This is a genomic window from Pseudomonas sp. LS_2 (assembly GCF_042709235.1).
Lineage (GTDB): Bacteria > Pseudomonadota > Gammaproteobacteria > Pseudomonadales > Pseudomonadaceae > Aquipseudomonas.
The window spans coordinates 1-24131 of the sequence record NZ_JAVAYC010000010.1 but is presented as its reverse complement, the minus strand read 5'-3'; the positions used below and the strand labels follow the sequence as shown (position 1 = coordinate 24131).

Annotated in this window: 21 protein-coding genes and 4 tRNA genes; 21 read left to right on the top strand and 4 right to left on the bottom strand. The window is 62.5% G+C overall.

Annotation, left to right across the window (positions count from 1 at the left end):
• Positions 1 to 61: 61 nt before the first annotated feature.
• The 3 genes from RAC97_RS11350 to phhA form a co-directional block, all read right to left on the bottom strand.
• Positions 62 to 190: a hypothetical protein gene (locus RAC97_RS11350; RefSeq protein WP_375101567.1), complete on the bottom strand. Its 129-nt coding sequence runs from the start codon at positions 188 to 190 to the stop codon at positions 62 to 64.
• A 259-nt stretch (positions 191 to 449) separates the two neighbouring features.
• Positions 450 to 806 carry a 4a-hydroxytetrahydrobiopterin dehydratase gene (locus RAC97_RS11345; protein ID WP_375101568.1) on the bottom strand — a complete coding sequence of 119 codons (357 nt, stop codon included), beginning with the start codon at positions 804 to 806 and terminating at the stop codon, positions 450 to 452.
• A gap of 38 nt (positions 807 to 844) precedes the next feature.
• Positions 845 to 1630 (bottom strand): phenylalanine 4-monooxygenase, encoded by a 786-nt coding sequence (phhA, locus tag RAC97_RS11340; RefSeq protein WP_375101569.1) that lies wholly within the window; start codon positions 1628 to 1630, stop codon positions 845 to 847.
• Between the two features lie 254 nt (positions 1631 to 1884).
• On the opposite strand from phhA, the gene RAC97_RS11335 reads away from it, so the two are divergent.
• Positions 1885 to 3444 carry a sigma-54-dependent transcriptional regulator gene (locus tag RAC97_RS11335; RefSeq protein ID WP_375101570.1) on the top strand — a complete coding sequence of 520 codons (1560 nt, stop codon included), beginning with the start codon at positions 1885 to 1887 and terminating at the stop codon, positions 3442 to 3444.
• A gap of 125 nt (positions 3445 to 3569) precedes the next feature.
• Here RAC97_RS11335 and RAC97_RS11330 read toward each other — a convergent pair whose 3' ends face one another.
• Positions 3570 to 3827 carry a DUF2790 domain-containing protein gene (locus tag RAC97_RS11330; RefSeq protein ID WP_375101571.1) on the bottom strand — a complete coding sequence of 86 codons (258 nt, stop codon included), beginning with the start codon at positions 3825 to 3827 and terminating at the stop codon, positions 3570 to 3572.
• Positions 3828 to 4250: 423 nt separating this feature from the next.
• Here RAC97_RS11330 and acs point away from each other — a divergent pair, with 423 nt between their 5' ends.
• The 20 genes from acs (at position 4251) to RAC97_RS11230 (ending at position 24107) form a co-directional block, all read left to right on the top strand.
• Positions 4251 to 6212: an acetate--CoA ligase gene (gene acs, locus RAC97_RS11325; protein ID WP_375101572.1), complete on the top strand. Its 1962-nt coding sequence runs from the start codon at positions 4251 to 4253 to the stop codon at positions 6210 to 6212.
• A gap of 503 nt (positions 6213 to 6715) precedes the next feature.
• Positions 6716 to 7501, top strand: coding sequence for an ABC transporter substrate-binding protein (locus tag RAC97_RS11320; RefSeq protein WP_375101573.1), 786 nt, complete (start codon positions 6716 to 6718; stop codon positions 7499 to 7501).
• A 90-nt stretch (positions 7502 to 7591) separates the two neighbouring features.
• Entirely contained in the window at positions 7592 to 8281 is a 690-nt protein-coding gene (locus RAC97_RS11315) for an ABC transporter permease (protein WP_375101574.1), read from the top strand.
• Positions 8278 to 8976: an ABC transporter permease gene (locus RAC97_RS11310; RefSeq protein WP_375101575.1), complete on the top strand. Its 699-nt coding sequence runs from the start codon at positions 8278 to 8280 to the stop codon at positions 8974 to 8976. Before RAC97_RS11315 ends, RAC97_RS11310 begins: the two co-directional genes overlap by 4 nt.
• 22 nt (positions 8977 to 8998) lie before the next feature.
• Positions 8999 to 9763 (top strand): ABC transporter ATP-binding protein, encoded by a 765-nt coding sequence (locus RAC97_RS11305; RefSeq protein WP_375101576.1) that lies wholly within the window; start codon positions 8999 to 9001, stop codon positions 9761 to 9763.
• Positions 9764 to 9856: 93 nt separating this feature from the next.
• Positions 9857 to 10837, top strand: a complete 981-nt coding sequence (argR, locus tag RAC97_RS11300; RefSeq protein WP_375101577.1) for a transcriptional regulator ArgR — start codon at positions 9857 to 9859, stop codon at positions 10835 to 10837.
• A gap of 340 nt (positions 10838 to 11177) precedes the next feature.
• A complete protein-coding gene (locus tag RAC97_RS11295; protein ID WP_375101578.1) occupies positions 11178 to 12398 on the top strand; it encodes an aspartate aminotransferase family protein in 1221 nt (406 codons plus the stop codon).
• A 132-nt stretch (positions 12399 to 12530) separates the two neighbouring features.
• Positions 12531 to 13550, top strand: a complete 1020-nt coding sequence (gene aruF / locus RAC97_RS11290) for an arginine/ornithine succinyltransferase subunit alpha (RefSeq protein WP_375101579.1) — start codon at positions 12531 to 12533, stop codon at positions 13548 to 13550.
• Between the two features lie 63 nt (positions 13551 to 13613).
• Positions 13614 to 14642 (top strand): arginine N-succinyltransferase, encoded by a 1029-nt coding sequence (gene astA / locus RAC97_RS11285; protein WP_375101580.1) that lies wholly within the window; start codon positions 13614 to 13616, stop codon positions 14640 to 14642.
• A complete protein-coding gene (gene astD, locus RAC97_RS11280) occupies positions 14643 to 16106 on the top strand; it encodes a succinylglutamate-semialdehyde dehydrogenase (protein WP_375101581.1) in 1464 nt (487 codons plus the stop codon).
• 22 nt (positions 16107 to 16128) lie between these two features.
• Positions 16129 to 17478 carry an N-succinylarginine dihydrolase gene (gene astB / locus RAC97_RS11275; RefSeq protein WP_375101582.1) on the top strand — a complete coding sequence of 450 codons (1350 nt, stop codon included), beginning with the start codon at positions 16129 to 16131 and terminating at the stop codon, positions 17476 to 17478.
• Between the two features lie 14 nt (positions 17479 to 17492).
• On the top strand, positions 17493 to 17783 hold the full coding sequence (locus RAC97_RS11270) for a topoisomerase II (protein WP_375101583.1): 291 nt from the start codon (positions 17493 to 17495) through the stop codon (positions 17781 to 17783).
• An 11-nt stretch (positions 17784 to 17794) separates the two neighbouring features.
• Positions 17795 to 18802: a succinylglutamate desuccinylase gene (gene astE / locus RAC97_RS11265; protein WP_375101584.1), complete on the top strand. Its 1008-nt coding sequence runs from the start codon at positions 17795 to 17797 to the stop codon at positions 18800 to 18802.
• A gap of 367 nt (positions 18803 to 19169) precedes the next feature.
• On the top strand, positions 19170 to 21794 hold the full coding sequence (gene alaS / locus RAC97_RS11260; protein ID WP_375101585.1) for an alanine--tRNA ligase: 2625 nt from the start codon (positions 19170 to 19172) through the stop codon (positions 21792 to 21794).
• 83 nt (positions 21795 to 21877) lie between these two features.
• The gene (locus RAC97_RS11255; RefSeq protein WP_375101586.1) at positions 21878 to 23113 is read left to right on the top strand and encodes an aspartate kinase; all 1236 of its coding nucleotides are present in this window, start codon (positions 21878 to 21880) and stop codon (positions 23111 to 23113) included.
• Positions 23114 to 23273: 160 nt separating this feature from the next.
• Positions 23274 to 23462 (top strand): carbon storage regulator CsrA, encoded by a 189-nt coding sequence (gene csrA, locus RAC97_RS11250; RefSeq protein WP_003254503.1) that lies wholly within the window; start codon positions 23274 to 23276, stop codon positions 23460 to 23462.
• A gap of 72 nt (positions 23463 to 23534) precedes the next feature.
• Positions 23535 to 23625, top strand: a tRNA-Ser gene (locus tag RAC97_RS11245).
• Between the two features lie 108 nt (positions 23626 to 23733).
• A tRNA-Arg gene (locus RAC97_RS11240) sits at positions 23734 to 23810 on the top strand.
• Positions 23811 to 23881: 71 nt separating this feature from the next.
• A tRNA-Arg gene (locus RAC97_RS11235) sits at positions 23882 to 23958 on the top strand.
• 72 nt (positions 23959 to 24030) lie between these two features.
• Positions 24031 to 24107 (top strand) — tRNA-Arg (locus RAC97_RS11230).
• Positions 24108 to 24131: the final 24 nt, after the last annotated feature.

Below are 24131 nucleotides of genomic sequence, written 5' to 3'. Positions count from 1 at the left end.
AACGTGATGAAGGCGGTGGTCCGCAAGCCAGCCGTTTTCACACTGTCGGAGGGATGCGCGATTATTCCTGGTCGGCGCTGTTCTGATCGTCACCATCCTGCTGGGCAGGTGCCGGCTCGGCGGCATGGGCGGTGGCGGTTTGCTCTTCGGGTTTCAGGCTTGGGAAGGGAAGATTCGGGATTTCATGCATCTCGTCGTTCCTCGCAAGTGTGAGTGAAAGGGCAGCGCTAGGCGCGTATCGGAAGCTTCAAAAGCTGGGGCAGGATACAGCAGTCTGGATGACAGATTGAGTTTTTTCCGCCGCGTTTGTCGGTTTTTGCGGGCGAACAGCGGACGGGTGGCGGCGGGAAATGCTTCGCGGGCAAGCCCGCTCCTACAGGCTTCGCGAACGACGCAGGGCCTGTAGGAGCGGGCTTGCCCGCGAAAAGAGCGACGCGATGCGTCAGGCGTTACTTACGTCCTTCAGCCGTCTTGGCCAGCTCGTCGGTGCGTGCGCACATGATGAAATCGTTGCGGTGCAGGCCCTTGATCGAGTGGCTCCACCAGGTCACGGTGACCTTGCCCCACTCGGTCAGCAGCCCCGGGTGGTGGCCTTCGGCTTCGGCGATTTCGCCCACGGCGTTGGTGAAAGCCAGGGCATGCTTGAAGTTCTTGAACAGGAATACGCGCTCGAGCTCCATGTGGCCGTCACGCACTTCGATGTTCCAGTCGGGGATTTCGCGAATCAGTTCGGCCAGTTCTTCATCGGTTACCCGCGGGGCGTCGGCGCGGCAGGCTTCGCAGTGGGCTTGGTTCAAGGCATTCATGGGTTTTTTCCGCTTCGAGTTGTTGTCGGCAAGACGGCTCAGGCCGCCTTGGGTGGGAATTTCGGGGCGTGCAGGCCCAACTGCATGGCTTGGTGGACCATGGCCATGATGTCCTCATGGGCCAGGTCGAACAGGCGCTTGAGGTTGGGCAGCACGAAATACAGTGGCTGCAGAATGTCGATGCGGTACGGCGTGCGCATGGCTTCGATCGGGTCGAAGGCTTGGTGCTCAGGCTCGCCGGACAGGCAGTAGACGGTTTCCTTCGGCGAGGAAAGGATGCCACCACCATAGATACGCTGCCCTTGCGGGGTGTCCATCAGGCCGAATTCGATGGTCATCCAGTACAGGCGCGCCAGGTATACGCGCTCTTCCTTGGTCGCCGCCAGGCCCAACTTGCCATAGGTGTGGGTGAATTCGGCGAACCATGGGTTGGTCAGCAGCGGGCAGTGGCCGAAGATCTCGTGGAAGATATCGGGCTCTTGCAGGTAGTCGAGTTCTTCCGGGGTACGAATGAACGTTGCGACCGGGAAGCGCTTGCTGGCCAGCAGCTCGAAGAAGGTCTGGAAGGGGATCAGCGCCGGCACGCGGGCAACCTGCCAACCTGTGGTGGCGCCCAGCACCTTGTTGATCTCGCCCAGTTGCGGGATGCGGTCGTGGGGCAGCGCGAGCTGTTCGATACCGTCGAGGTACTCCTGGCAGGCCCGGCCTTCGATCACCTTCAATTGACGGGTGATCAGCGTGTTCCACACCGCATGCTCTTGCTGTGGGTAGTCGATAAAACCTTGCGCATCGGGCTCGCGGGCCACGTATTGCGTCTGTTTCATGGGGCGCTCCTGCTGAGGGCTTTCTTGTTATGAACACGACATGCCTTAGGAATATCCCTTCATCCTTCTTTTTGCATCGCATGCACGAGGCTTGGGCAGCGACTTTTCTGTGGTTCTCGTAACGTAAATTTTACAAAACCGCCTCGTGGACGGAAAATCGCGTTTATCGGGCTGGCAATGGCGATGAATTTGTCAGCTTTTCTTTACGAATTTTCCGCGAGCCGATCAGAAATCTGGCCGCGTCGAGGCCTTCCATGCGTATCAAAGTGCACTGCCAGAACCGCATCGGCATCCTGCGGGACATCCTCAACCTGCTGGTGGAGTACGGCATCAACGTCCTGCGCGGAGAGGTGGGGGGCGATCACGGCAACGCCATCTACCTGCATTGCCCGAACCTGATGAACCTGCAGTTCCAGGCGTTGCGGCCCAAGTTCGAGTCGATCGCCGGCGTGTTCGGGGTCAAGCGTGTGGGGTTGATGCCCAGCGAGCGTCGGCATATGGAGCTCAATGCGCTGCTCGGCGCTCTGGAGTTCCCGGTGCTGTCGGTGGACATGGGCGGCAGTATCGTCGCCGCCAACCGTGCTGCCGCGCAGTTGCTCGGGGTGCGGGTGGACGAGGTGCCAGGCATGCCGCTGGCGCGCTACGTCGAGGATTTCGACCTGCCGGAGCTGGTGCGGGCCAACAAGTCGCGGGTCAATGGGCTGCGCATCAAGGTGCATGGCGACGTATTCCTGGCCGATATCGCGCCCTTGCAGTCCGAGCACGACGACAGCGAGGCGCTGGCCGGCGCGGTGCTCACCTTGCACCGCGCCGACCGCATCGGCGAGCGTATCTACAACGTGCGCAAGCAGGAACTGCGGGGTTTCGACAGTATCTTCCAGAGCTCGAAGGTAATGGCAGCGGTGGTGCGCGAGGCGCGGCGCATGGCGCCATTGGATGCGCCGCTGCTGATCGAAGGCGAGACCGGCACCGGCAAGGAACTGCTCGCCCGCGCCTGCCACCTCGCCAGCCCGCGAGGGCAGGCGCCGTTGATGGCGCTCAACTGCGCGGGGCTGCCGGAGTCCATGGCCGAGACCGAACTGTTCGGCTATGGCCCAGGCGCCTTCGAGGGCGCACGGGCCGAAGGCAAGCTGGGGCTGCTGGAGCTGACCGCGGGCGGCACACTGTTTCTCGACGGGGTGGGTGAGATGAGCCCGCGTTTGCAGGTGAAGCTGCTGCGTTTTTTGCAGGACGGCTGCTTCCGTCGTGTAGGCAGTGATGAAGAGGTGTACCTGGACGTGCGGGTGATCTGTGCGACCCAGGTGGACCTTTCCGAGCTGTGCGCCCGAGGCGAATTCCGCCAGGACCTCTACCACCGGCTCAATGTGCTGTCGTTGCACATTCCGCCGCTGCGCGAGTGCATGGATGGCCTGGACGGTTTGGTACAGCATTTTCTCGATCAGGCCAGCCGCCAGATCGGCTGCGCCTTGCCACGCTTGGCGCCTACGGCAATGGACAAGCTGGCGCAGTACCACTGGCCGGGCAATGTCCGGCAGCTGGAGAACGTGTTGTTTCAGGCGGTTTCGTTATGCGAGGGCGGCGTGGTCAAGGGCGAGCATATTCGGCTGCCGGATTATGGCGTGCGCCAGCCGTTGGGAGAGTTTTCCCTGGAGGGGGAACTTGGCGATATTGTCGGGCGGTTTGAAAAAGCGGTGCTTGAAAGTTTGATGAGTGAGTTTCCTACGAGCCGGGCATTGGGTAAAAGGCTGGGGGTTTCACATACGACGATTGCCAACAAGTTGCGTGATTATTCATTGAACAAGTCGCTGGGGTAATGAACCAAGCGTTCGGATTTCAGTGCTGGCCTCTTCGTGGGCGAGCCCGCTCCTACAGGTCTTGTGTGGTATTCAAGACCTGTAGCAGAAGGTTTTCCGGGGCGCGAAGCGGTCGGTGCGCGATATCAGCCGTTGGAGCAACCACCCCCCATCACGCGGTACTCGAGAATATGCCGCTGCCCCTTGGAGTCCTCGTAGGTCATGCGTGCAGGAACCACTTCGCAGACGTTGGGCACTTCGCTCATGGAGATCACCCGGGCGACATCCAGGTGCTGTGAGTAGCTGTATTGCTCGACCGGAATCTGCTCGACATCCTTGGCCACTTCATCGGCGAATGCCGTGGTGCAAAGACTGCCAAGTACCAATGCCAGTAACGCTTTCATTTTCAATTACCTGTCTAAGGTCGTGAAGGGGCGCGCGGCACTTGTGGCGCCGCGTGACAACCAGTTTTCAGCGGTTGGATTAGATGAGGATTAACTTGCCTTCGTGGGGGCGTAACAGAAAGTTAAACGAAGTTAATCAGTGTGCCTTTGTGGGCGAGACGAATTTTATGGGCGGGCTGGGTAATGAAACAGAGGGCGTTTTGATAAAGTTTTTCGGTCTTTTGACAGAATCTGTAACAATCCTGCATGAACACCCGTTCAGGTATTTCTTCATCTTGACGCAGGGCTTGATCCAGAGGCTTCTCATGGATTTTCAGCGGCGCCGGAGGGCGTCGGTACTACCAACGTCGAATGGCCTTGTTCGCGTTGGTGCAGTTAAAAACGGTCCCATACAAAAACAACTATTACACCGAGGTAACACAGATGAGTGCGGCTCCACTGTATCCCGTTCGTCCCGAGGTTGCGGCCACCACCCTGACCGACGAGGCCACCTACAAGGCCATGTACCAGCAATCGGTGATCAACCCGGACGGCTTCTGGCGCGAGCAAGCCCAGCGCCTGGACTGGATCAAGCCCTTCACCAAGGTCAAGCAGACCTCCTTCGATGACCACCACGTGGATATCAAGTGGTTCGCTGACGGCACTCTGAACGTTTCCTACAACTGCCTCGACCGCCACCTGGCCGAGCGCGGCGACCAAGTCGCCATTATCTGGGAAGGCGATGACCCTTCCGAGCACCGCAACATCACCTACCGCGAGCTGCACGAGCAGGTCTGCAAGTTCGCCAACGCCCTGCGTGGCCAGGACGTGCACCGCGGCGACGTGGTGACCATCTACATGCCGATGATCCCGGAAGCCGTGGTGGCCATGCTGGCCTGTGCTCGTATCGGGGCGATCCACTCGGTGGTGTTCGGTGGCTTCTCGCCGGAGGCCCTGGCCGGCCGCATCATCGACTGCAAGTCCAAGGTGGTGATCACCGCCGACGAAGGCGTGCGCGGCGGTCGTCGGACTCCGCTCAAGGCCAACGTCGACCTGGCGCTGACCAACCCTGAAACCAACAGCGTGCAGAAGATCATCGTGTGCAAGCGCACCGGTGGCGACATCGCCTGGCACCAGCACCGCGACATCTGGTACGAAGACCTGATGAAGGTCGCCGCCAGCCACTGCGCGCCAAAGGAAATGGGCGCCGAGGAAGCGTTGTTCATCCTTTATACCTCCGGCTCCACGGGCAAGCCCAAGGGTGTGCTGCACACCACCGGCGGCTACCTGGTGTATGCCTCGCTGACCCATGAGCGGGTGTTCGACTACCGCCCAGGCGATGTCTACTGGTGCACCGCCGACGTCGGTTGGGTCACCGGCCACAGCTACATCGTCTATGGCCCGCTGGCCAATGGCGCCACTACCTTGCTGTTCGAGGGCGTGCCGAACTACCCGGACATCACCCGCGTGTCGAAGATCGTCGACAAGCATCAGGTCAACATCCTCTACACCGCACCTACCGCCATCCGCGCGATGATGGCTGAAGGCCAAGCCGCCGTCGCCGGCGCCGATGGTTCGAGCCTGCGCCTGCTGGGCTCGGTGGGCGAGCCGATCAACCCCGAGGCCTGGAACTGGTACTACAAGACGGTCGGCAAGGAACGGTGCCCAATCGTCGACACCTGGTGGCAGACCGAGACCGGCGGCATCCTGATCAGCCCGCTGCCGGGCGCAACCGGCCTCAAGCCAGGCTCGGCGACCCGTCCGTTCTTCGGCGTGGTGCCGGCGCTGGTGGACAACCTGGGCAACCTGATCGAAGGCGCCGCCGAGGGCAACCTGGTGATCCTCGATTCCTGGCCAGGCCAGTCGCGCTCGCTGTACGGCGATCATGACCGCTTCGTCGACACCTACTTCAAGACCTTCCGTGGCATGTACTTCACCGGCGACGGTGCGCGCCGCGACGAAGATGGCTACTACTGGATCACCGGCCGCGTGGACGACGTGCTCAACGTATCCGGGCACCGCATGGGGACCGCCGAGATCGAGAGCGCGATGGTCGCCCATGCCAAGGTCGCCGAGGCGGCGGTGGTGGGTGTGCCGCACGACATCAAGGGGCAGGGCATCTATGTCTACGTCACCCTCAACGCTGGCGAGGAGCCGAGCGAGCAACTGCGTCTTGAGCTGAAGAACTGGGTGCGCAAGGAAATCGGCCCGATCGCCTCGCCGGATGTCATCCAGTGGGCGCCTGGCCTGCCGAAAACCCGCTCGGGCAAGATCATGCGGCGTATCCTGCGCAAGATCGCCACGGCCGAGTACGACGCGCTGGGAGACATCTCCACCCTGGCCGACCCGGGTGTGGTACAGCACCTGATCGACACCCACAAGGCCATGAACCTGGCTACGGCCTGATGAAGCAAGGGCTGCCTGGCAGCCCCTTGGCGTAGACGCGAGACCCCGCCCTGACCGGCGGGGTTTTTGCATTCTGTTACCGACTTTCATCGGTAACCTCGGCCTGTCACCGCTTTCGCACAAAAGCGGGGCGCGAGGAAACACCCAGTGCTTTCTCTTGGTGCCTATGTGTAGGGTTTTCTGCTCTTGCTCCGTCGGACTTGCCGGATTACAAGGCTTTGCCAATAATAGGCCCGCTTATTGCTTCGGTTAAAGGTTATTTCTCTTGAGCTCTTGCATGTTTTGTGAGGGCTGTCAATATCGCCCGCTGCAGGTTCAGGCGCTTCTGTAACTAGTTGTCGCTTTGAAGAAATATCGACTACCGGGCTGTCGTTAAAATGCCACTCACTCGCTCGTGGTCTGCGACCTTGGTCGAAACCTGCGCGGCTCGCGTTGTACCCATTCGCATATCGGGCAGCTGTTGCAAACTGCCTTGTATTGCCCCGTACCGATGGAGTTACCTGATGAAGAAGCTCGCACTGCTTGGCGCCCTGGCGCTGTCCGTGTTTTCCCTGGTATCGCAGGCCGATGAGAAACCGCTGAAAATCGGTATCGAAGCCGCCTACCCACCGTTCGCCTTCAAGCAGCCCGATGGCAGCATCGCCGGCTTCGACTACGACATCGGCAACGCCCTGTGCGAAGAGATGAAGGCCAAGTGCACGTGGGTCGAGCAGGAGTTCGACGGCCTGATCCCGGCACTGAAGGTGCGCAAGATCGACGCCATCCTGTCGTCCATGTCGATCACCGAAGACCGCAAGAAATCGGTCGATTTCACCAAGCGCTACTACCTGACCCCAGCGCGCCTGGTGATGAAGGAAGGCGTCGCCGTCAGCGACAGCCTGGATGAGCTCAAGGGCAAGAAGATCGGCGTACAGCGCGGTTCGATCCACGATCGCTTCGCCAAGGAAGTGCTGGCTCCGAAAGGCGCCACCGTCGTGCCCTACGGCACCCAGAACGAGATCTACCTCGACGTTACCGCCGGCCGTCTGGATGGCACCGTGGCCGACGCCACCCTGCTGGAAGACGGTTTCCTGAAGACCGACGCTGGCAAGGGCTTCGCCTTCGTTGGCCCGTCCTTCACCGACGTGAAGTACTTCGGTGACGGCGTGGGTATCGCCGTGCGCAAGGGTGACAAGGCCAACGCCGACCGTATCAATGCCGCCATCGACGCGATCCGCGCCAACGGCAAGTACAAGGCGATCCAGGACAAGTACTTCGCCTTCGACATCTACGGTCCAGACGCCAAGTAATCTGTCCGGTCCCATCTGTGCAATGGTGCAAACAGCAGAATCTCTGAGGTTTGCACCATTTTTCATTTCCAAGCCTGAGGTATCCCAATCATGTTGAAAGGCTACGGGGCGGTGATCCTCGATGGCGCGTGGCTGACGTTGCAGCTCGCCCTGTCGTCGATGGCCCTGGCCATCGTGCTCGGGCTGATCGGCGTGGCCCTGCGCCTGTCGCCGGTGCGCTGGCTGGCCTGGCTGGGCGATATGTATGCCACGGTGATCCGCGGTATCCCCGACCTGGTGTTGATCCTGCTGATCTTCTACGGCGGCCAGGACATCATCAACCGTGTCGCGCCGCTGGTGGGTTACGAGGACTACATCGACCTCAACCCGATGATCGCCGGTATCGGCACCCTGGGCTTCATCTTTGGCGCTTACCTGTCGGAAACCTTCCGTGGTGCCTTCCTCGGCATTCCCAAGGGCCAGGCCGAAGCGGGCATGGCCTATGGCATGAGTAGCCGCCAGGTGTTCTTCCGAGTCATGGTGCCGCAGATGATCCGCCTGGCCATTCCCGGCTTCACCAACAACTGGCTGGTGCTGACCAAGGCCACCGCGCTGATATCCGTGGTCGGCCTGCAAGACATGATGTTCAAGGCCAAGCAGGCGGCGGACGCCACCCGCGAACCCTTCACCTTCTTCCTGGCGGTAGCGGCGCTGTACCTGGTGATCACCAGTGTCTCGCTGCTGGCGCTGAAGTATCTCGAGAAGCGCTACTCGGTGGGCGTAAAGGCGGCTGAACTATGATCTTCGACTACAACGTCATCTGGGAGGCCATGCCGCTGTACCTGGGCGGCTTGCTGACCACCTTGAAGCTGCTGGCGTTCTCGCTGTTCTTCGGCCTGCTGGCGGCGGTGCCGCTGGGGCTGATGCGCGTGTCGAAGCAGCCTGTGGTCAACTTCGCTGCCTGGCTGTACACCTACGTGATCCGCGGCACGCCGATGCTGGTGCAGCTGTTCCTGATCTACTACGGCCTGGCCCAGTTCGAGGCGGTGCGCGAAAGCGTCCTGTGGCCCTGGCTGTCGAGTGCGAGCTTCTGCGCTTGCCTGGCCTTCGCCATCAACACCAGCGCCTACACCGCCGAGATCATCGCCGGCAGCCTCAAGGCCACGCCCCATGGCGAGATCGAGGCGGCCAAGGCGATGGGCATGTCGCGTGTGAAGATGTACCGCCGTATCCTGCTGCCTTCGGCCCTGCGCCGGGCGCTGCCGCAATACAGCAACGAAGTGATCATGATGCTGCAGACCACCAGCCTGGCGTCGATCGTCACCCTGATCGACATCACCGGCGCGGCACGTACGGTCAACGCCCAGTACTACCTGCCTTTCGAGGCCTACATCACGGCGGGCGTGTTCTACCTGTGCCTGACCTTCATCCTCGTGCGCCTGTTCAAGTTGGCCGAACGCCGTTGGCTCGGCTACCTGGCGCCGCGCAAGCACTGAACGCTCTGTGAGAACCGACAGCATGTACAAACTCCAAGTCCAAGACCTGCACAAGCGCTACGGCAGCCATGAAGTGCTCAAGGGCGTCTCCCTCGAGGCCAAGGCGGGTGATGTGATCAGCATCATCGGCTCCAGTGGTTCGGGCAAGTCGACCTTCCTGCGCTGCATCAACCTGCTCGAGCAGCCCCATGCCGGCAAGATCCTGCTCAACAACGAAGAGTTGAAGCTGGTGCCCGGCAAGGACGGTGCGCTGAAGGCCGCCGACGCCAAGCAGTTGCAACGCATGCGCTCGCGCCTGTCGATGGTGTTCCAGCACTTCAACCTGTGGGCGCACATGACTGCTCTGGAAAACATCATCGAAGCGCCGGTGCATGTGCTGGGCGTAAGCAAGAAGGAAGCGCTGGAGAAGGCCGAGCACTACCTGGCCAAGGTCGGCGTGGCACACCGCAAGGATGCTTTCCCCGGCCATATGTCCGGCGGCGAGCAGCAGCGCGTGGCGATTGCCCGTGCCCTGGCCATGGAACCTGAGGTAATGCTGTTCGACGAACCGACCTCGGCGCTCGACCCCGAGCTGGTCGGCGACGTGCTCAAGGTCATGCAGTCGCTGGCCCAGGAGGGGCGTACCATGGTGGTTGTCACTCACGAGATGGGTTTTGCCCGTGAGGTGTCCAACCAGTTGGTGTTCCTGCACAAGGGGCTGGTGGAGGAGCGTGGCAACCCGCGCGAGGTGCTGGTGAACCCGCAGTCCGAGCGTCTCAAGCAGTTTCTTTCCGGCAGCCTGAAGTAAAGGCTGCACCTTTGCACCAGAATAGGGCATGCTGCGCAGCGAGCGCGGCATGACCCGCCGCTACAGACTCGAACAGGTTTCGGACCACGCCCTATGACCACCCAGCGCATCGGTTTTCTCCTCTGGCCCGGCACCCGGCCGCTGACCCTGGCGCTTGCCGAGGAGGTGTTGCGGATTGCCCAGCGGGTGCATCCGGATGTGGTCTACGAGCTGGTGTTCCTGCAGGCCGAAGCGCCGCAGGAAGGGGCCTGGCGCATGCCCGGCGAGCCGTGGAACGGCCGCCTGGAGGGTTGCCAAAAGCTTTTTCTGTTGGCTGACGAAACGCCTCTGGCGGTCGGCTCGGCACTGTCGGCGGCACTCAAGCAACTGTCGCGCACTGGCTGCATGATCGGCGGGCTGTCCGCCGGGGTCTACCCGCTGGCGTTGCTGGGGTTGCTCGATGGTTATCGGGCGGCGGTGCACTGGCGCTGGCAGGATGATTTCGCCGAGCGCTTCCCCAAGGTCATCGCCACCAGCCACCTGTTCGACTGGGACCGCGACCGCCTGACCGCCTGTGGTGGCATGGCCGTCACCGACCTGTTGCTGGCGGTGCTGGCCCGCGACCATGGTGCGGAGCTGGCGGGGGCGGTTTCCGAAGAGCTGGTGGTCGAGCGTATCCGCGAGGGCGGCGAGCGCCAGCGCATTCCGCTGCAGAACCGCCTGGGCTCCAGCCATCCGAAGCTGACCCAGGCGGTGCTGTTGATGGAGGCGAATATCGAGGAGCCGCTGACCACCGACGAGATCGCCCAGCATGTGTGCGTGTCGCGTCGCCAGCTGGAGCGGATCTTCAAGCAGTACCTCAACCGCGTGCCCAGCCAGTATTACCTGGAATTGCGCCTGAACAAGGCGCGGCAGATGCTGATGCAGACCAGCAAATCGATCATCCAGATCGGCCTGTCGTGCGGGTTTTCCTCCGGGCCGCATTTCTCCAGCGCCTACCGCAACTTCTTTGGCGCCACGCCGCGCGAAGACCGTAACCAGCGGCGTAGCAGCAGCCCGTTCGAGCTGAGCTCGGCGCCGGCGGAGAAGGGCTGACGTCCTTGTGCGTCTGCGTCGGCCCTTTCGCCGGCAAGCCCGCACCTATGGGTGCGCCGGTAACCTCGAGAGCGGCGCTCTGTCTGTAGAAGTGGGCGTGCCCGCGAATGCGTCCGAGGTCCAACCCACATCCAGTGTGAACACCCGTTCACCCAACCCCGCTCTCCCGTTACACTGCGCGATTGCGACAGTGTTTGTCGCATTGCCGAAAACCCAGGTAAAACAGGGTTTGGCGCTGTAACAAGTTGTCGCCTGGCAGCAAGGACAGGCGCCGATCAGTCCTTACAATCCCCCCATCGCTCGCCATTTCCAGGCCAGCGTTCCTCTTCAGGAGACTCAGATGTCCGTTGAGCAAGCCCCGGTGCAACGTGCCGATTTCGACCAGGTCATGGTTCCCAACTATTCGCCGGCGGCCTTCATTCCTGTGCGAGGCGAGGGTTCCCGAGTATGGGACCAGGCCGGTCGTGAGCTGGTCGACTTTGCCGGCGGCATCGCGGTCAACGCCCTGGGTCATTGCCACCCCGCGCTGGTCAAGGCCCTGACCGACCAGGCCAATACCCTCTGGCACGTATCCAACGTATTCACCAACGAACCGGCCCTGCGCCTGGCGCACAAACTGGTCGAGGCAACCTTTGCCGAGCGTGCGTTCTTCTGCAACTCCGGCGCCGAGGCCAACGAGGCCGCCTTCAAGCTGGCCCGCCGTGTCGGTCACGACCGCTTCGGCCCGCAAAAGCACGAAATCATCGCCACCCTGAACAGCTTCCACGGGCGCACCCTGTTCACCGTCAGCGTCGGTGGCCAGCCGAAGTACTCCGACGGCTTCGGCCCGAAGATCACCGGCATCAGCCACGTGCCGTACAACGACCTGGAAGCGCTCAAGGCGCAGATCTCCGACAAGACCTGTGCGGTGGTGATCGAGCCGATCCAGGGTGAAAGCGGCGTGGTGCCGGCCGACCTTGCCTACCTGGAAGGCGCCCGCAAGCTGTGCGACGAGCACAACGCGCTGTTGATCTTCGACGAAGTGCAGACCGGCGTCGGCCGTACCGGCTCGCTGTACGCCTACCAGCACTATGGTGTCACCCCGGACATCCTCACCAGCGCCAAGAGCCTGGGCGGCGGCTTCCCCATTGGCGCCATGCTCACCACCACCGAGCTTGCCAAGCACCTGGCGGTTGGCACCCACGGCACCACATATGGCGGCAACCCACTGGCCTGCGCCGTGGCTTGCGCGGTGCTGGATGTGGTCAATACCCCGCAGACTCTCGCCGGCATCAAGGCCAAGCACGAGCGTTTCAAGGTGCGTCTGGAAAAGATCGGCCAGCAGCACCACCTGTTCAGCCAGGTGCGTGGCGTTGGCCTGCTGATCGGCTGCGTGCTGACCGAAGCCTGGAAGGGCAAGGCCAAGGACGTACTCAATGCCGCCGAGAAGGAAGGCGTGATGGTGTTGCAGGCTGGTCCTGACGTGGTGCGCTTCGCCCCGAGCCTGGTGGTGGAGGACGCCGACATCGACGAAGGCCTGGCCCGCTTCGAGCGCGCCGTGGCCAAGCTGACCCAGGGCTGATTGCCCCTTTCGCCAGCCCCAAGCTGCTTGGGGCCGGCGATACCTGGATTCCAGTGCGGGTGCCTGCCTGACGGTACCCGCCGTTTTTTCGTGCCGACCGTTTCGGCCCGCTTTCCCGAAAGGAGTGACACCATGCTGGTGATGCGCCCCGCGCAAATGGCTGATCTGAACGAAGTGCAGCGCATGGCTGCCGACAGCCCCATTGGTGTCACCTCGTTGCCGGACGACGCCGGGCGCCTGGGCGACAAGATCGCTGCCTCGGAAACCTCGTTCGCCGCCGAAGTGAGTTTCAACGGCGAGGAAAGCTACTTCTTCGTGCTCGAAGACAGCACCAGCGGCAAGCTCGCCGGCTGTTCGGCGATCGTCGCCTCGGCCGGCTATTCCGAGCCGTTCTACAGCTTTCGCAACGAGACTTTCGTGCACGCCTCGCGAGAGCTGAAGATCCATAACAAGATCCACGTCCTGTCGCTGTGCCACGACCTCACCGGCAACAGCCTGCTGACCAGCTTCTATGTACTGCCGGAGCTGGTGAACAGCGGCTGGGCCGAGCTGAATTCCCGTGGCCGGCTGTTGTTCATGGCCTCGCACCCGGAGCGTTTCGCCGAATCGGTGGTGACCGAAATAGTCGGCTACAGCGACGAGGCGGGCGAGTCGCCGTTCTGGGATGCCATCGGGCGCAACTTCTTCGACCTCAACTACGCCGACGCCGAACGCCTTTGCGGTCTGAAGAGCCGTACCTTCCTGGCCGAGCTGATGCCGCACTACCCGATCTACGTGCCGCTGCTGCACGACGAGGCGCAGGAGGCCATGGGCCAGGTACACCCACGGGCGCAGATCACCTTCGATATCCTCATGCGCGAAGGCTTCGAGACCGAGCACTACATCGACATCTTCGACGGTGGCCCGACCCTGCATGCACGGGTCTCGAGCATTCGCTCCATCGCCCAGAGCCGCGTGGTGCCGGTGAAGCTCGACGAGGCCGAGGTCAAGGGGGGGCGCCCGTACCTGGTGTGCAACGGCCAGTTGCAGGACTACCGCGCGGTACTGCTGGACCTGGACTGGGTGCCCGGCAAGCCGGTCAGCCTCAGTCGTGAGGCCGCCGAGGCACTGGGTGTCGGCGAGGGCGGCAGTGTCCGCCTGGTTGCCGCCTGAGCCCCCGCACGCATACGCAAGCGCGTTTCGCGGCAGGCACTGGCCGCCGCACAAGGAGATAGCATGATCGTTCGTCCCGTACGCAGCAGCGACCTACCCGCGCTGATCGAATTGGCTCGCAGCACCGGCACCACCGGGCTGACCACCTTGCCGGCCAACGAGGAACGCCTCGGGCACCGGGTCGGCTGGGCCGAGAAGAGTTTCAGCGGCCAGGCCGAGCGTGGTGATACCGACTACCTGTTCGTGCTGGAGAACGATGAAGGCTTGGTGGTGGGCATCAGCGCCATCGCCGGTGCGGTCGGCCTGCGCGAGCCCTGGTACAACTACCGGGTGGGGTTGACCGTCAGCGCCTCCCAGGAACTGAAGATCTACCGCGAGATCCCGACGTTGTTCCTGGCCAACGACCTGACCGGCAACTCCGAACTGTGCTCGCTGTTCCTGCGCAGCGACCATCGCAACGGCCTTAACGGCCGCCTGCTGTCCAAGGCACGCATGTTGTTCATCGCCGAGTTCCCCGAGCTGTTCGGCAACAAGATCATCGCCGAGATGCGCGGCATGTCCGACGCTGCCGGACGCTCGCCTTTCTGGGAGTGCCTGGGGCGACACTTCTTCAAGATGGAATTCAGCCAGGCCGACTACCTCACGGGTGTCGGCAACAAGTCGTTCATCGCCGAGCTGATGCCCAAGTTCCCGCTGTACACCTGTTTCCTGTCGGAGGCTGCGCGCACCGTCATCGGTCGCGTGCACCCGGACACCGAGCCTGCGTTGGCCATGCTCAAGCGCGAGGGCTTCAACTACCAAGGCTACGTCGACATCTTCGACGCAGGCCCGGCCATCGAGTGCGATACCGCGAAGATCCGCGCGGTGCGTGATAGCCAGACCCTGGTGCTGGCCGTGGGCACGCCGGGTGACGACGCCACCCCCTATATCATCCACAACCGCAAGCGCGAAGACTGCCGCATTACCGCAGCCCCGGCCCGCCTGGCGGCTGGCACCTTGGTGGTCGATCCATTGACCGCCAAGCGCCTGCGCCTGGGCGCGGGCGACCATGTGCGCGGCGTGCCGTTGTCCGCCGGCCGGGAGGCTCAGTAAATGACTACGCATTACATCGCAGGCCAGTGGCAGGCCGGGCAGGGCGAGGCCCTGCAATCGCTGAACCCCGTTACCCAGGCAGTGGTCTGGCAAGGACAAGGCGCCAATGCCGGGCAGGTCGAGGCCGCCGTACAGGCCGCGCGCGAGGCGTTCCCGGCCTGGGCGCAACTGAGCCTGCAAGCGCGAGTCTCTGTGTTGGAGGCGTTCGCCGAGAAGCTCAAGGCCAGGGCCGAGGAGCTGGCACGCTGCATTGGCGAGGAAACCGGCAAGCCACTCTGGGAGTCGGCCACCGAAGTCACCAGCATGGTCAACAAGGTGGCCATCTCGGTGCAGAGCTACCGCGAACGCACGGGTGAGAAGAGCGGGCCGCTGGCTGATGCCACCGCCGTGCTGCGCCACAAACCCCATGGCGTGGTGGCAGTGTTCGGTCCTTACAACTTCCCCGGCCACTTGCCCAATGGGCACATCGTGCCAGCGCTGCTGGCGGGCAACTGTGTGGTGTTCAAGCCCAGCGAGCTGACCCCCGGGGTAGCCGAGCTGACGGTCAAGTGCTGGGTCGAAGCAGGCCTGCCTGCCGGTGTGCTCAACCTGGTGCAGGGCGCCCGTGAAACCGGCGTGGCGCTGGCGGCCAATCCGGGCATCGATGGGTTGTTCTTTACCGGTTCCAGCCGCACCGGCAACCTGCTGCACCAGCAGTTCGCCGGGCGTCCGGACAAGATCCTGGCACTGGAGATGGGCGGCAATAACCCGCTGGTGGTCGATGAGGTCAAGGACCTGGACGCCGCCGTTTACACCATCATCCAGTCGGCGTTCATTTCCGCCGGGCAGCGTTGCACCTGCGCGCGCCGCCTGTTGGTGCCCCAGGGCGCCTGGGGCGACCGCTTGATCGCCCGTCTGGTCGAGGTCAGCCGCAGCATCAGCGTCGGTGCCTTCGACCAGCAGCCGCCACCGTTCATGGGCTCGGTGATTTCGCTACAGGCCGCCCAGGCGCTGCTTGCCGCCCAGGCCGAGTTGCTTGCCAAGGGTGCCGTGGCGTTGCTGGAAATGACCCAGCCGCAGGCCGGGGCAGCGCTGCTGACGCCCGGTATTGTCGACGTCACCCAGGTGGCCGAGCGTCCCGACGAAGAGTTCTTTGGGCCACTGCTGCAAGTGATCCGCTACGCCGACTTCGATGCCGCCATCGTCGAGTCCAACAACACCCAGTACGGCCTGGCCGCTGGCCTGCTGTCGGACTCCAACGCCCGCTACCAGCACTTCTGGCTGCGCAGCCGGGCCGGCATCGTCAACTGGAACAAGCAACTTACCGGCGCCGCCAGCAGTGCGCCGTTCGGCGGTGTGGGCGCCAGTGGCAACCACCGCGCCAGCGCCTACTACGCGGCGGACTACTGCGCCTACCCCGTAGCCTCGCTGGAGACCGCCAGCCTTGCCTTGCCGGCGACCCTGACGCCGGGCGTCACCCTATAACAACAGGTCTCGGAGTTAGCCGATGAAATCCTATGAAGTGAACTTTGATGGCCTGGTGGGCCCGACCCACAACTACGGCGGCCTGTCGTATGGCAACGTGGCTTCGCAAAGCAACAGCCAACAAGCCTCCAATCCGCGGGAAGCAGCGCGTCAGGGCCTGGCGAAAATGAAAGCCCTGGCCGACATGGGCTTCAAGCAGGGCGTGCTGGCCCCCCAGGAGCGCCCGGATGTCGCCGCCCTGCGCCGCCTGGGCTTTACCGGCAGCGACGCCGAGGTAATCCGTCGCGCTGCCAAGGAGGCGATGCCGCTGCTGGTGGCCAGTTGCTCGGCCTCGAGCATGTGGGTGGCCAACGCCGCCACCGTCAGCCCCAGTGCCGACACCGCTGACGGCCGCGTGCATTTCACCGCCGCCAACCTCAATTGCAAGTACCACCGCAGCATCGAGCACCCCACCACCAGCCGCGTGCTCGGCGCGATGTTCGCCAATGAGCAGCACTTCGCCCATCACCAGGCGCTGCCAGCCGTGGCGCAGTTCGGCGACGAAGGCGCCGCCAACCATACGCGGTTCTGCCGCGCCTACGGCGAGCCGGGCGTGGAATTCTTCGTCTATGGTCGCAGCGCCTTCGACAGCCGTTACCCGGCGCCGCAGAAGTACCCGGCGCGCCAGACCCTCGAGGCCTCCCAGGCAGTCGCTCGCCTGCATGGGCTGCGCGAGGATGGCGTGGTCTACGCTCAACAGAACCCGGCGGTGATCGATCAGGGTGTGTTCCACAACGACGTGATTTCGGTGGGCAACGGCGAGGTGCTGTTCTACCACGAGGATGCCTTCCTCGAGACCGACGCGGTACTTGGCCAACTGCAAGCTAAACTGGCCAGCAAGGGCGGTAACTTCCAGGCCATTCGCGTGCCGCGTGCTGCGGTCGGCGTAGAGGACGCAGTGCGTTCCTACCTGTTCAACAGCCAGCTGCTGTCTCGCGAAGATGGCTCCATGTTGCTGGTAGTGCCCGAGGAATGCCGCAACAACGAGCGCGTCTGGCGCTACCTGGGGCAGTTGACCAGCCAGGGAGGCGCTGTGAAAGAGGTCAAGGTATTCGACCTCAAGCAGAGCATGCAGAACGGCGGTGGCCCGGCTTGCCTGCGCCTGCGCGTGGCTTTGAAGGAAACCGAACTGGCGGCGGTCAATCCAGGCGTTATCATGAGCGCCTCGCTGTACGACACGCTGGTGCAATGGGTCGACAAGCACTACCGCGATCGCCTTGGCGAAGCGGACCTTGCCGACCCGCAACTGCTGGACGAATGCCGTACGGCACTGGATGAACTGACCCAGATCCTCAAGCTGGGTTCGGTCTATCCCTTCCAACGCCACCCTTGAAGAGAGAATTTGCAATGTCCGACGCCCTGCGCCTGCTCCTGGAAGACGAAGACGGCACCCAGCTGGAAACCTCCTGCACCCGCTTTGCCGTGATCTGGCAGGGCAAGGAAGTGTGGATCCAGCAGGATGGCCGTGGCCAGCTGCTGATCGGTGTCGACGTGGAGGAGGGCGATACCGAGTACGCCAACCTGCTGCTGCGCCCGATGGCCACCAATTTGGTGACCCTGGAGCTGGAGATGGAACCTGCCGACCTGGGCGACGATGACGACCATGTGCACGGCCCGGACTGCGGTCACCACCACTAAGGAAGCGCCCTATGCTCGCCCTTGGCAAACTGCTTGAGCTGACCCTGACCGATCACGAACCGGCCGAGAAGACCCAAGTGACCACCCGGGGCGTGCGTCTGCGCTGGCTGGGGGAGGGGGCGCTGGAGGTGCGTCCGCCGGAGAACGACGACTGTGGCCTCGACCTGCTGTTGTCGGCCGGCATCCACGGCAATGAAACCGCGCCGATCGAGCTGCTGGAAAAACTCCTGCATGGGGTGGCCAACGGCACCATCAAGCCGCGTGCGCGGGTGCTGTTCCTGTTCGGCAACCCGGCGGCGATCCGCAAGGGCGAGCGCTACATCGAGCAGGACATCAACCGCCTGTTCAATGGCCGTCACGAGCTATCCAGTGGGTTCGAGGCGTTACGCGCTGCGGAACTCGAGCAATTCGCCCGGGTGTTCTTCAGCAAGCCTGAGCGCACCCGCCTGCATTACGACCTGCATACTGCGATTCGCGGTTCGAAGATCGAACAGTTCGCGCTCTATCCGTTCAAGGAAGGACGCAAGCATTCGCGCCGCGAGCTGGCACGCTTGGCGGCGGCGGGAATGGAGGCGGTGCTGCTGCAAAGCAAGCCGTCGATCACCTTCAGCGCGTTCACCTACGAGCAGCTCGATGCCGAAGCCTTCACCCTGGAACTGGGCAAGGCGCGGCCTTTCGGGCAGAACGAGCAGGTCAACCTCGACAAGCTCGAAGTGCGGCTGGTTCAGCTGATCGAAGGCACCGAGCCTGAGACCGAGCAGAACCTGGATGGCCTCAAGCTGTTCAGCGTGGCGCGCGAGATCATCAAGCACAGCGACAGCTTCCATCTGCACCTGCCGGCGGACATCGAGAATTTCTCCGAGCTGAGCAAGGGCTACCTGTTGGCCGAGGACCTGGCCGAGACGCGCTGGGTGGTCGAAGAGGAGGGCGCACGGATCATCTTCCCCAACCCCAAGGTCAAGAACGGCTTGCGTGCGGGCATCCTGGTTGTGCCGGATTCCGGGCAGCGGCTGGGCTAGTTGCGGTCGCTGTGCCTGCCTCTTCGTGGGAGAACCCGCTGTAATTACCTGCAGGCGCGGGCTTGCTCCGCGAAGAAGGCGGCGCATATTCCAAGGCTTCTGCTCCCCTGAAATTCCTTTCATCCCCCGCCTGTTCCCTTTTGCCTCAACCTGCGCGCTAATGGGTTTGTCAGCGGCAAAACCCAGGCCTTGGCATCTTTTCATGCCCTTTTTGCCCATCGGCGCTATAAAAAGCCTCCGATTGATCGTTTCTATCGCATAAACACACTGCACCCGAACTGCAGGACCGATATAATGCGGCCCTTTGCCGTCGTTTCGTCGATCCGACGAGTTAGCCCAAAGGGCCGCCGTTTCCGTGGAAGAACCTATGAAAAGCGCAGAAATCCGTGAAGCCTTCCTCCGCTTCTTCGAGGAGCAGGGGCATACCCGAGTCGCCTCCAGCTCCCTGATTCCGGGCAATGACCCGACCCTGCTGTTCACCAACGCCGGTATGAACCAGTTCAAGGACTGCTTCCTCGGCCAGGAAAAGCGCGCCTACACCCGCGCGGTCAGCAGCCAGAAGTGCGTACGCGCCGGCGGCAAGCACAACGACCTGGAAAACGTCGGCTATACCGCGCGCCACCACACCTTCTTCGAGATGCTGGGCAACTTCAGCTTCGGTGACTATTTCAAGCGCGACGCCATTACTTTCGCCTGGACCTTCCTGACCTCGGAAAAATGGCTGAACCTGCCCAAGGAAAAACTCTGGGTCACGGTCTATGCCAGCGATGACGAGGCCTACGACATCTGGACCAAGGAAGTCGGCGTACCTGCCGAGCGCATGGTGCGTATCGGCGACAACAAGGGCGCGCCGTACGCTTCCGACAACTTCTGGACCATGGGCGACACTGGCCCATGCGGCCCTTGCACCGAGATCTTCTACGACCACGGCGCCGACATCTGGGGCGGCCCACCCGGCTCGCCGGAAGAAGACGGCGACCGCTACATCGAGATCTGGAACAACGTCTTCATGCAGTTCAACCGAACCGCCGATGGCATCCTGCACCCGCTGCCAGCGCCTTCGGTGGACACCGGCATGGGCCTGGAGCGCATCAGTGCGGTGATGCAGCATGTGCACTCGAACTATGAGATCGACCTGTTCCAGAACCTGCTGGCGGCCGCCGCCAAGGCCATCGGTTGCAGCAACGACGGCCAGGCTTCCTTGAAGGTGGTGGCAGACCACATCCGTTCCTGCGGCTTCCTGATCGCCGACGGCGTGCTGCCGTCCAACGAAGGCCGTGGCTACGTGCTGCGCCGCATCATTCGCCGCGCCTGCCGCCATGGCAACAAGCTGGGTGCCAAGGGCAGCTTCTTCTACCAGATCGTTGCCGCCCTGGCCGCCGAGATGGGTGAGGCCTTCCCTGAGCTCAAGAACCAGCAGTCGCACATCGAGCGCGTGCTCAAGGCCGAGGAAGAGCAGTTCGCCAAGACCCTGGAGCAGGGCCTGCGCATCCTCGAGGCGGACCTGGCCCAGTTGCAGGGCAAGGTCGTGCCGGGTGACGTGGTGTTCAAGCTGTACGACACCTATGGCTTCCCCATGGACCTGACCGCCGACATCGCCCGCGAGCGCGAGCTGACCATCGATGAAGCGGGCTTCGAGCGCGAGATGGATGCCCAGCGTGAGCGCGCCCGCTCCGCCAGCGCCTTCGGCATGGACTACAACAGCCTGGTCAAGGTCGATGTGGCCACCGATTTCCTGGGCTACGACGCCACCGAAGGCCAGGGCAAGGTCATTGCCCTGTACAAGGACGGCCAGTCCGTCGACCAGCTGGGTGAGGGCGAGCAGGGTGTCGTGGTGCTGGACCGCACCCCGTTCTATGCCGAGTCCGGTGGCCAGGTGGGCGACACCGGGTACCTGCAAGCGGGCGCTGCGCGCTTCGATGTGCGCGATACCACCAAGACCGGCGGCGCCTTCCTGCACCACGGCGTGGTCGCCAGCGGTGCGCTGCTGATCGGCTCGCCAGTCGAGGCCAAGGTCGATGCCGAGGTCCAGCACGCCACCTCGCTGAACCACTCCGCCACCCATCTGCTGCACGAAGCGCTGCGCCAGGTGCTGGGCGAGCACGTACAGCAGAAGGGCTCGCTGGTCGACAGCCAGCGCCTGCGTTTCGACTTCAGCCACTTCGAGGCCGTCAAGCCCGAGCAGATCAAGGCCCTGGAAGACATCGTCAACCGCGAAGTGCGCAAGAACACCGCGGTCGAGACCGAACTGACCGATATCGAAACCGCCAAGGCCAAGGGCGCCATGGCGCTGTTCGGTGAAAAGTACGGTGACACCGTGCGTGTGCTGAGCATGGGTGGCGACTTCTCGGTGGAGCTGTGCGGGGGTATCCACGCCAAGCGCACCGGCGACATCAGCTTGTTCAAGATCATCAGCGAGGGCGGTGTGGCCTCGGGTGTACGCCGTATCGAGGCGGTCACCGGGGCTGCGGCGCTGGCCTACCTGAACGCTGCCGAAGAGCAGGTCAAGGAAGCCGCCCAGCTGGTCAAGGGCAACCGTGAAAACCTGATCGACAAGCTGTCGGCTGTGCTCGAGCGCAACCGCCAGTTGGAAAAGCAGCTCGAGCAGCTGCAGGCCAAGGCCGCCAGCGCCGCAGGGGACGATCTCTCCAATGCGGCCGTTGAGGTCAAGGGTGCCAAGGTACTCGCCGCACGCCTGGATGGTCAGGACGGCAAGGCCCTGTTGGCCCTGGTCGATCAACTGAAGAACAAGCTCGGCCATGCAGTGATCCTGCTGGGCAGCGAGCATGAGGGCAAGGTCGTGCTGGTAGCCGGCGTGACCAAGGACCTCTCCGGCCAACTCAAGGCTGGTGATCTGATGAAGCAGGCCGCTGCGGCGGTTGGCGGCAAGGGCGGTGGCCGTCCGGACATGGCACAGGGTGGTGGCGTCGACGTCGCTGCGCTGGACCAGGCTCTGGCACTGGCCGTGCCGTTCGCCGAGCAGGGGCTATAAGATGAAGCGGCCGGTGGTCTAGCACCGGCCGCTTCATGTTGGATTGATTACTGGGTGCCCTTCGTGGGCTGAGGCACTTTGAAATGGCGTTGATCGTACAGAAATTTGGCGGCACCTCCGTCGGCTCCATCGAGCGGATCGAGCAGGTGGCCGACAAGGTCAAGAAACACCGTGACGCTGGCGATGACCTGGTGGTTGTACTGTCGGCCATGAGTGGGGAAACCAACCGCCTGATCGATCTGGCCAAGCAGATCAGCGATCAGCCGGAGCCGCGTGAGCTGGACGTGATCGTCTCGACCGGCGAGCAGGTGACCATCGCGCTGCTGGCCATGGCCTTGATCAAGCGTGGCGTGCCTGCAGTGTCCTACACCGGGAACCAGGTGCGTATTCTCACCGACAGCGCGCATAACAAGGCGCGCATCCTGCAAATCGACGATCAGAAGATCCGTGCCGACCTCAAGGCCGGCCGGGTGGTGGTGGTTGCAGGTTTCCAGGGTGTCGACGAGCAGGGCAGCATCACCACCCTGGGCCGTGGCGGCTCCGATACCACCGGCGTGGCCCTGGCTGCGGCGCTGAAGGCCGACGAGTGCCAGATCTACACCGATGTCGATGGCGTTTACACCACCGACCCGCGTGTGGTGCCCCAGGCTCGCCGCCTGGAGAAGATCACCTTCGAGGAGATGCTGGAAATGGCCAGCCTCGGCTCCAAGGTGCTGCAGATCCGCTCGGTGGAGTTCGCCGGCAAGTACAACGTTCCGCTGCGCGTGCTGCACAGCTTCAAGGAGGGTCCGGGTACCCTCATTACCATTGATGAAGAGGAATCCATGGAACAGCCGATCATTTCCGGTATCGCCTTCAACCGTGATGAAGCGAAGCTGACCATTCGTGGCGTCCCGGACACCCCGGGCGTCGCCTTCAAGATCCTCGGCCCGATCAGCGCCGCGAACATCGAAGTGGACATGATCGTGCAGAACGTCTCGCACGATAACACCACCGACTTCACCTTCACCGTACACCGCAACGAGTACGAGAAGGCCCACAGCGTGCTGGAGAATACCGCGCGCGAGATCGGCGCCCGTGAAGTGATCGGCGACACCAAGATTGCCAAGGTGTCCATCGTCGGTGTCGGCATGCGCTCCCACGCGGGCGTTGCCAGCCGTATGTTCGAGGCCCTGGCCAAGGAGAGCATCAACATCCAGATGATTTCCACCTCGGAGATCAAGGTGTCGGTGGTCATCGAGGAGAAGTACCTGGAGTTGGCGGTACGCGCCCTGCACACCGCCTTCGAGCTGGACGCACCTGCCCGACAGGGCGAGTAAGGCATTGCCTCAAGGGCGCGGCTACTGCCGCGCCCTTCGTGTTTCTGGCTGTCGTGGTGTTCATTCGCCATGCGGTTGCGCAAGACTGCGCTGTCGTCCCCAGCGCAGGCCCTAAACCAAAAGACTGTTGTCCCTGAATGAATTGCGTGAGGAGAAAACGATGCTGATTCTGACTCGTCGGTGCGCCGAGAGCCTGATCATTGGTGATGGTGAAATCACTGTTACGGTCCTGGGTGTCAAAGGCAACCAGGTGCGTATCGGCGTGAGCGCGCCCAAGGAAGTGGCCGTCCACCGTGAGGAAATCTACCTGCGGATCAAGAAAGAGAAGGACGAGGAGCCAAGCCTTTAATTTTTTTGAAGTTTTTTTCAAAAAAAGGGTTGCAAACGAGGAGGGGTGTGTTTAATATTCGCCTCGTGTTGCGGTGAGGTGGCCGAGTGGCCGAAGGCGCTCCCCTGCTAAGGGAGTATACCTCATAAGGGTATCGGGGGTTCGAATCCCCCCTTCACCGCCATTTTTCGTGTAGGGCGCTTCGAAACTAACAAGTTGCTTAAGTCGTTGAAATTAAACGAAAAAGTACTTGGAAAAAGAATGAAGCGAACTATAATGCGCGGCAAGACACGGACTCATAGCTCAGCTGGATAGAGTACTCGGCTACGAACCGAGCGGTCGGAGGTTCGAATCCTCCTGAGTCCGCCATTTAATATGGCGATTTTCTTCTGAAGACGCTGTATTCCACCAGTGGTAACCTGGTCTAAAACTACCGAAACGGACCCATAGCTCAGCTGGATAGAGTACTCGGCTACGAACCGAGCGGTCAGAGGTTCGAATCCTCTTGGGTCCGCCATTTCTTGAAGTGGCTTTGCTTGCGAAGTGCTTCAGTCAACCAGTGGTAACCTGGTCTAAAACTACCAACCCCGGACTCATAGCTCAGCTGGATAGAGTACTCGGCTACGAACCGAGCGGTCGGAGGTTCGAATCCTCCTGAGTCCGCCATACAAAAAAGCCCGCTTTCAAAGC

What these genes read in the sequence shown, in the direction of transcription:
- RAC97_RS11345 (WP_375101568.1), bottom strand. Translation starts at nt 806, where the DNA reads ATGAATGCCTTGAACCAAGCCCACTGCGAAGCCTGCCGCGCCGACGCC.
- astB (WP_375101582.1), top strand. Translation starts at nt 16,129, where the DNA reads ATGAAATCCTATGAAGTGAACTTTGATGGCCTGGTGGGCCCGACCCAC.
- astE (WP_375101584.1), top strand. Translation starts at nt 17,795, where the DNA reads ATGCTCGCCCTTGGCAAACTGCTTGAGCTGACCCTGACCGATCACGAA.
- RAC97_RS11310 (WP_375101575.1), top strand. Translation starts at nt 8,278, where the DNA reads ATGATCTTCGACTACAACGTCATCTGGGAGGCCATGCCGCTGTACCTG.
- RAC97_RS11335 (WP_375101570.1), top strand. Translation starts at nt 1,885, where the DNA reads ATGCGTATCAAAGTGCACTGCCAGAACCGCATCGGCATCCTGCGGGAC.
- RAC97_RS11270 (WP_375101583.1), top strand. Translation starts at nt 17,493, where the DNA reads ATGTCCGACGCCCTGCGCCTGCTCCTGGAAGACGAAGACGGCACCCAG.
- argR (WP_375101577.1), top strand. Translation starts at nt 9,857, where the DNA reads ATGACCACCCAGCGCATCGGTTTTCTCCTCTGGCCCGGCACCCGGCCG.
- csrA (WP_003254503.1), top strand. Translation starts at nt 23,274, where the DNA reads ATGCTGATTCTGACTCGTCGGTGCGCCGAGAGCCTGATCATTGGTGAT.
- acs (WP_375101572.1), top strand. Translation starts at nt 4,251, where the DNA reads ATGAGTGCGGCTCCACTGTATCCCGTTCGTCCCGAGGTTGCGGCCACC.
- astD (WP_375101581.1), top strand. Translation starts at nt 14,643, where the DNA reads ATGACTACGCATTACATCGCAGGCCAGTGGCAGGCCGGGCAGGGCGAG.
- RAC97_RS11350 (WP_375101567.1), bottom strand. Translation starts at nt 190, where the DNA reads ATGCATGAAATCCCGAATCTTCCCTTCCCAAGCCTGAAACCCGAAGAG.
- RAC97_RS11315 (WP_375101574.1), top strand. Translation starts at nt 7,592, where the DNA reads ATGTTGAAAGGCTACGGGGCGGTGATCCTCGATGGCGCGTGGCTGACG.
- aruF (WP_375101579.1), top strand. Translation starts at nt 12,531, where the DNA reads ATGCTGGTGATGCGCCCCGCGCAAATGGCTGATCTGAACGAAGTGCAG.
- phhA (WP_375101569.1), bottom strand. Translation starts at nt 1,630, where the DNA reads ATGAAACAGACGCAATACGTGGCCCGCGAGCCCGATGCGCAAGGTTTT.
- astA (WP_375101580.1), top strand. Translation starts at nt 13,614, where the DNA reads ATGATCGTTCGTCCCGTACGCAGCAGCGACCTACCCGCGCTGATCGAA.
- RAC97_RS11255 (WP_375101586.1), top strand. Translation starts at nt 21,878, where the DNA reads ATGGCGTTGATCGTACAGAAATTTGGCGGCACCTCCGTCGGCTCCATC.
- RAC97_RS11295 (WP_375101578.1), top strand. Translation starts at nt 11,178, where the DNA reads ATGTCCGTTGAGCAAGCCCCGGTGCAACGTGCCGATTTCGACCAGGTC.
- RAC97_RS11305 (WP_375101576.1), top strand. Translation starts at nt 8,999, where the DNA reads ATGTACAAACTCCAAGTCCAAGACCTGCACAAGCGCTACGGCAGCCAT.
- RAC97_RS11330 (WP_375101571.1), bottom strand. Translation starts at nt 3,827, where the DNA reads ATGAAAGCGTTACTGGCATTGGTACTTGGCAGTCTTTGCACCACGGCA.
- alaS (WP_375101585.1), top strand. Translation starts at nt 19,170, where the DNA reads ATGAAAAGCGCAGAAATCCGTGAAGCCTTCCTCCGCTTCTTCGAGGAG.
- RAC97_RS11320 (WP_375101573.1), top strand. Translation starts at nt 6,716, where the DNA reads ATGAAGAAGCTCGCACTGCTTGGCGCCCTGGCGCTGTCCGTGTTTTCC.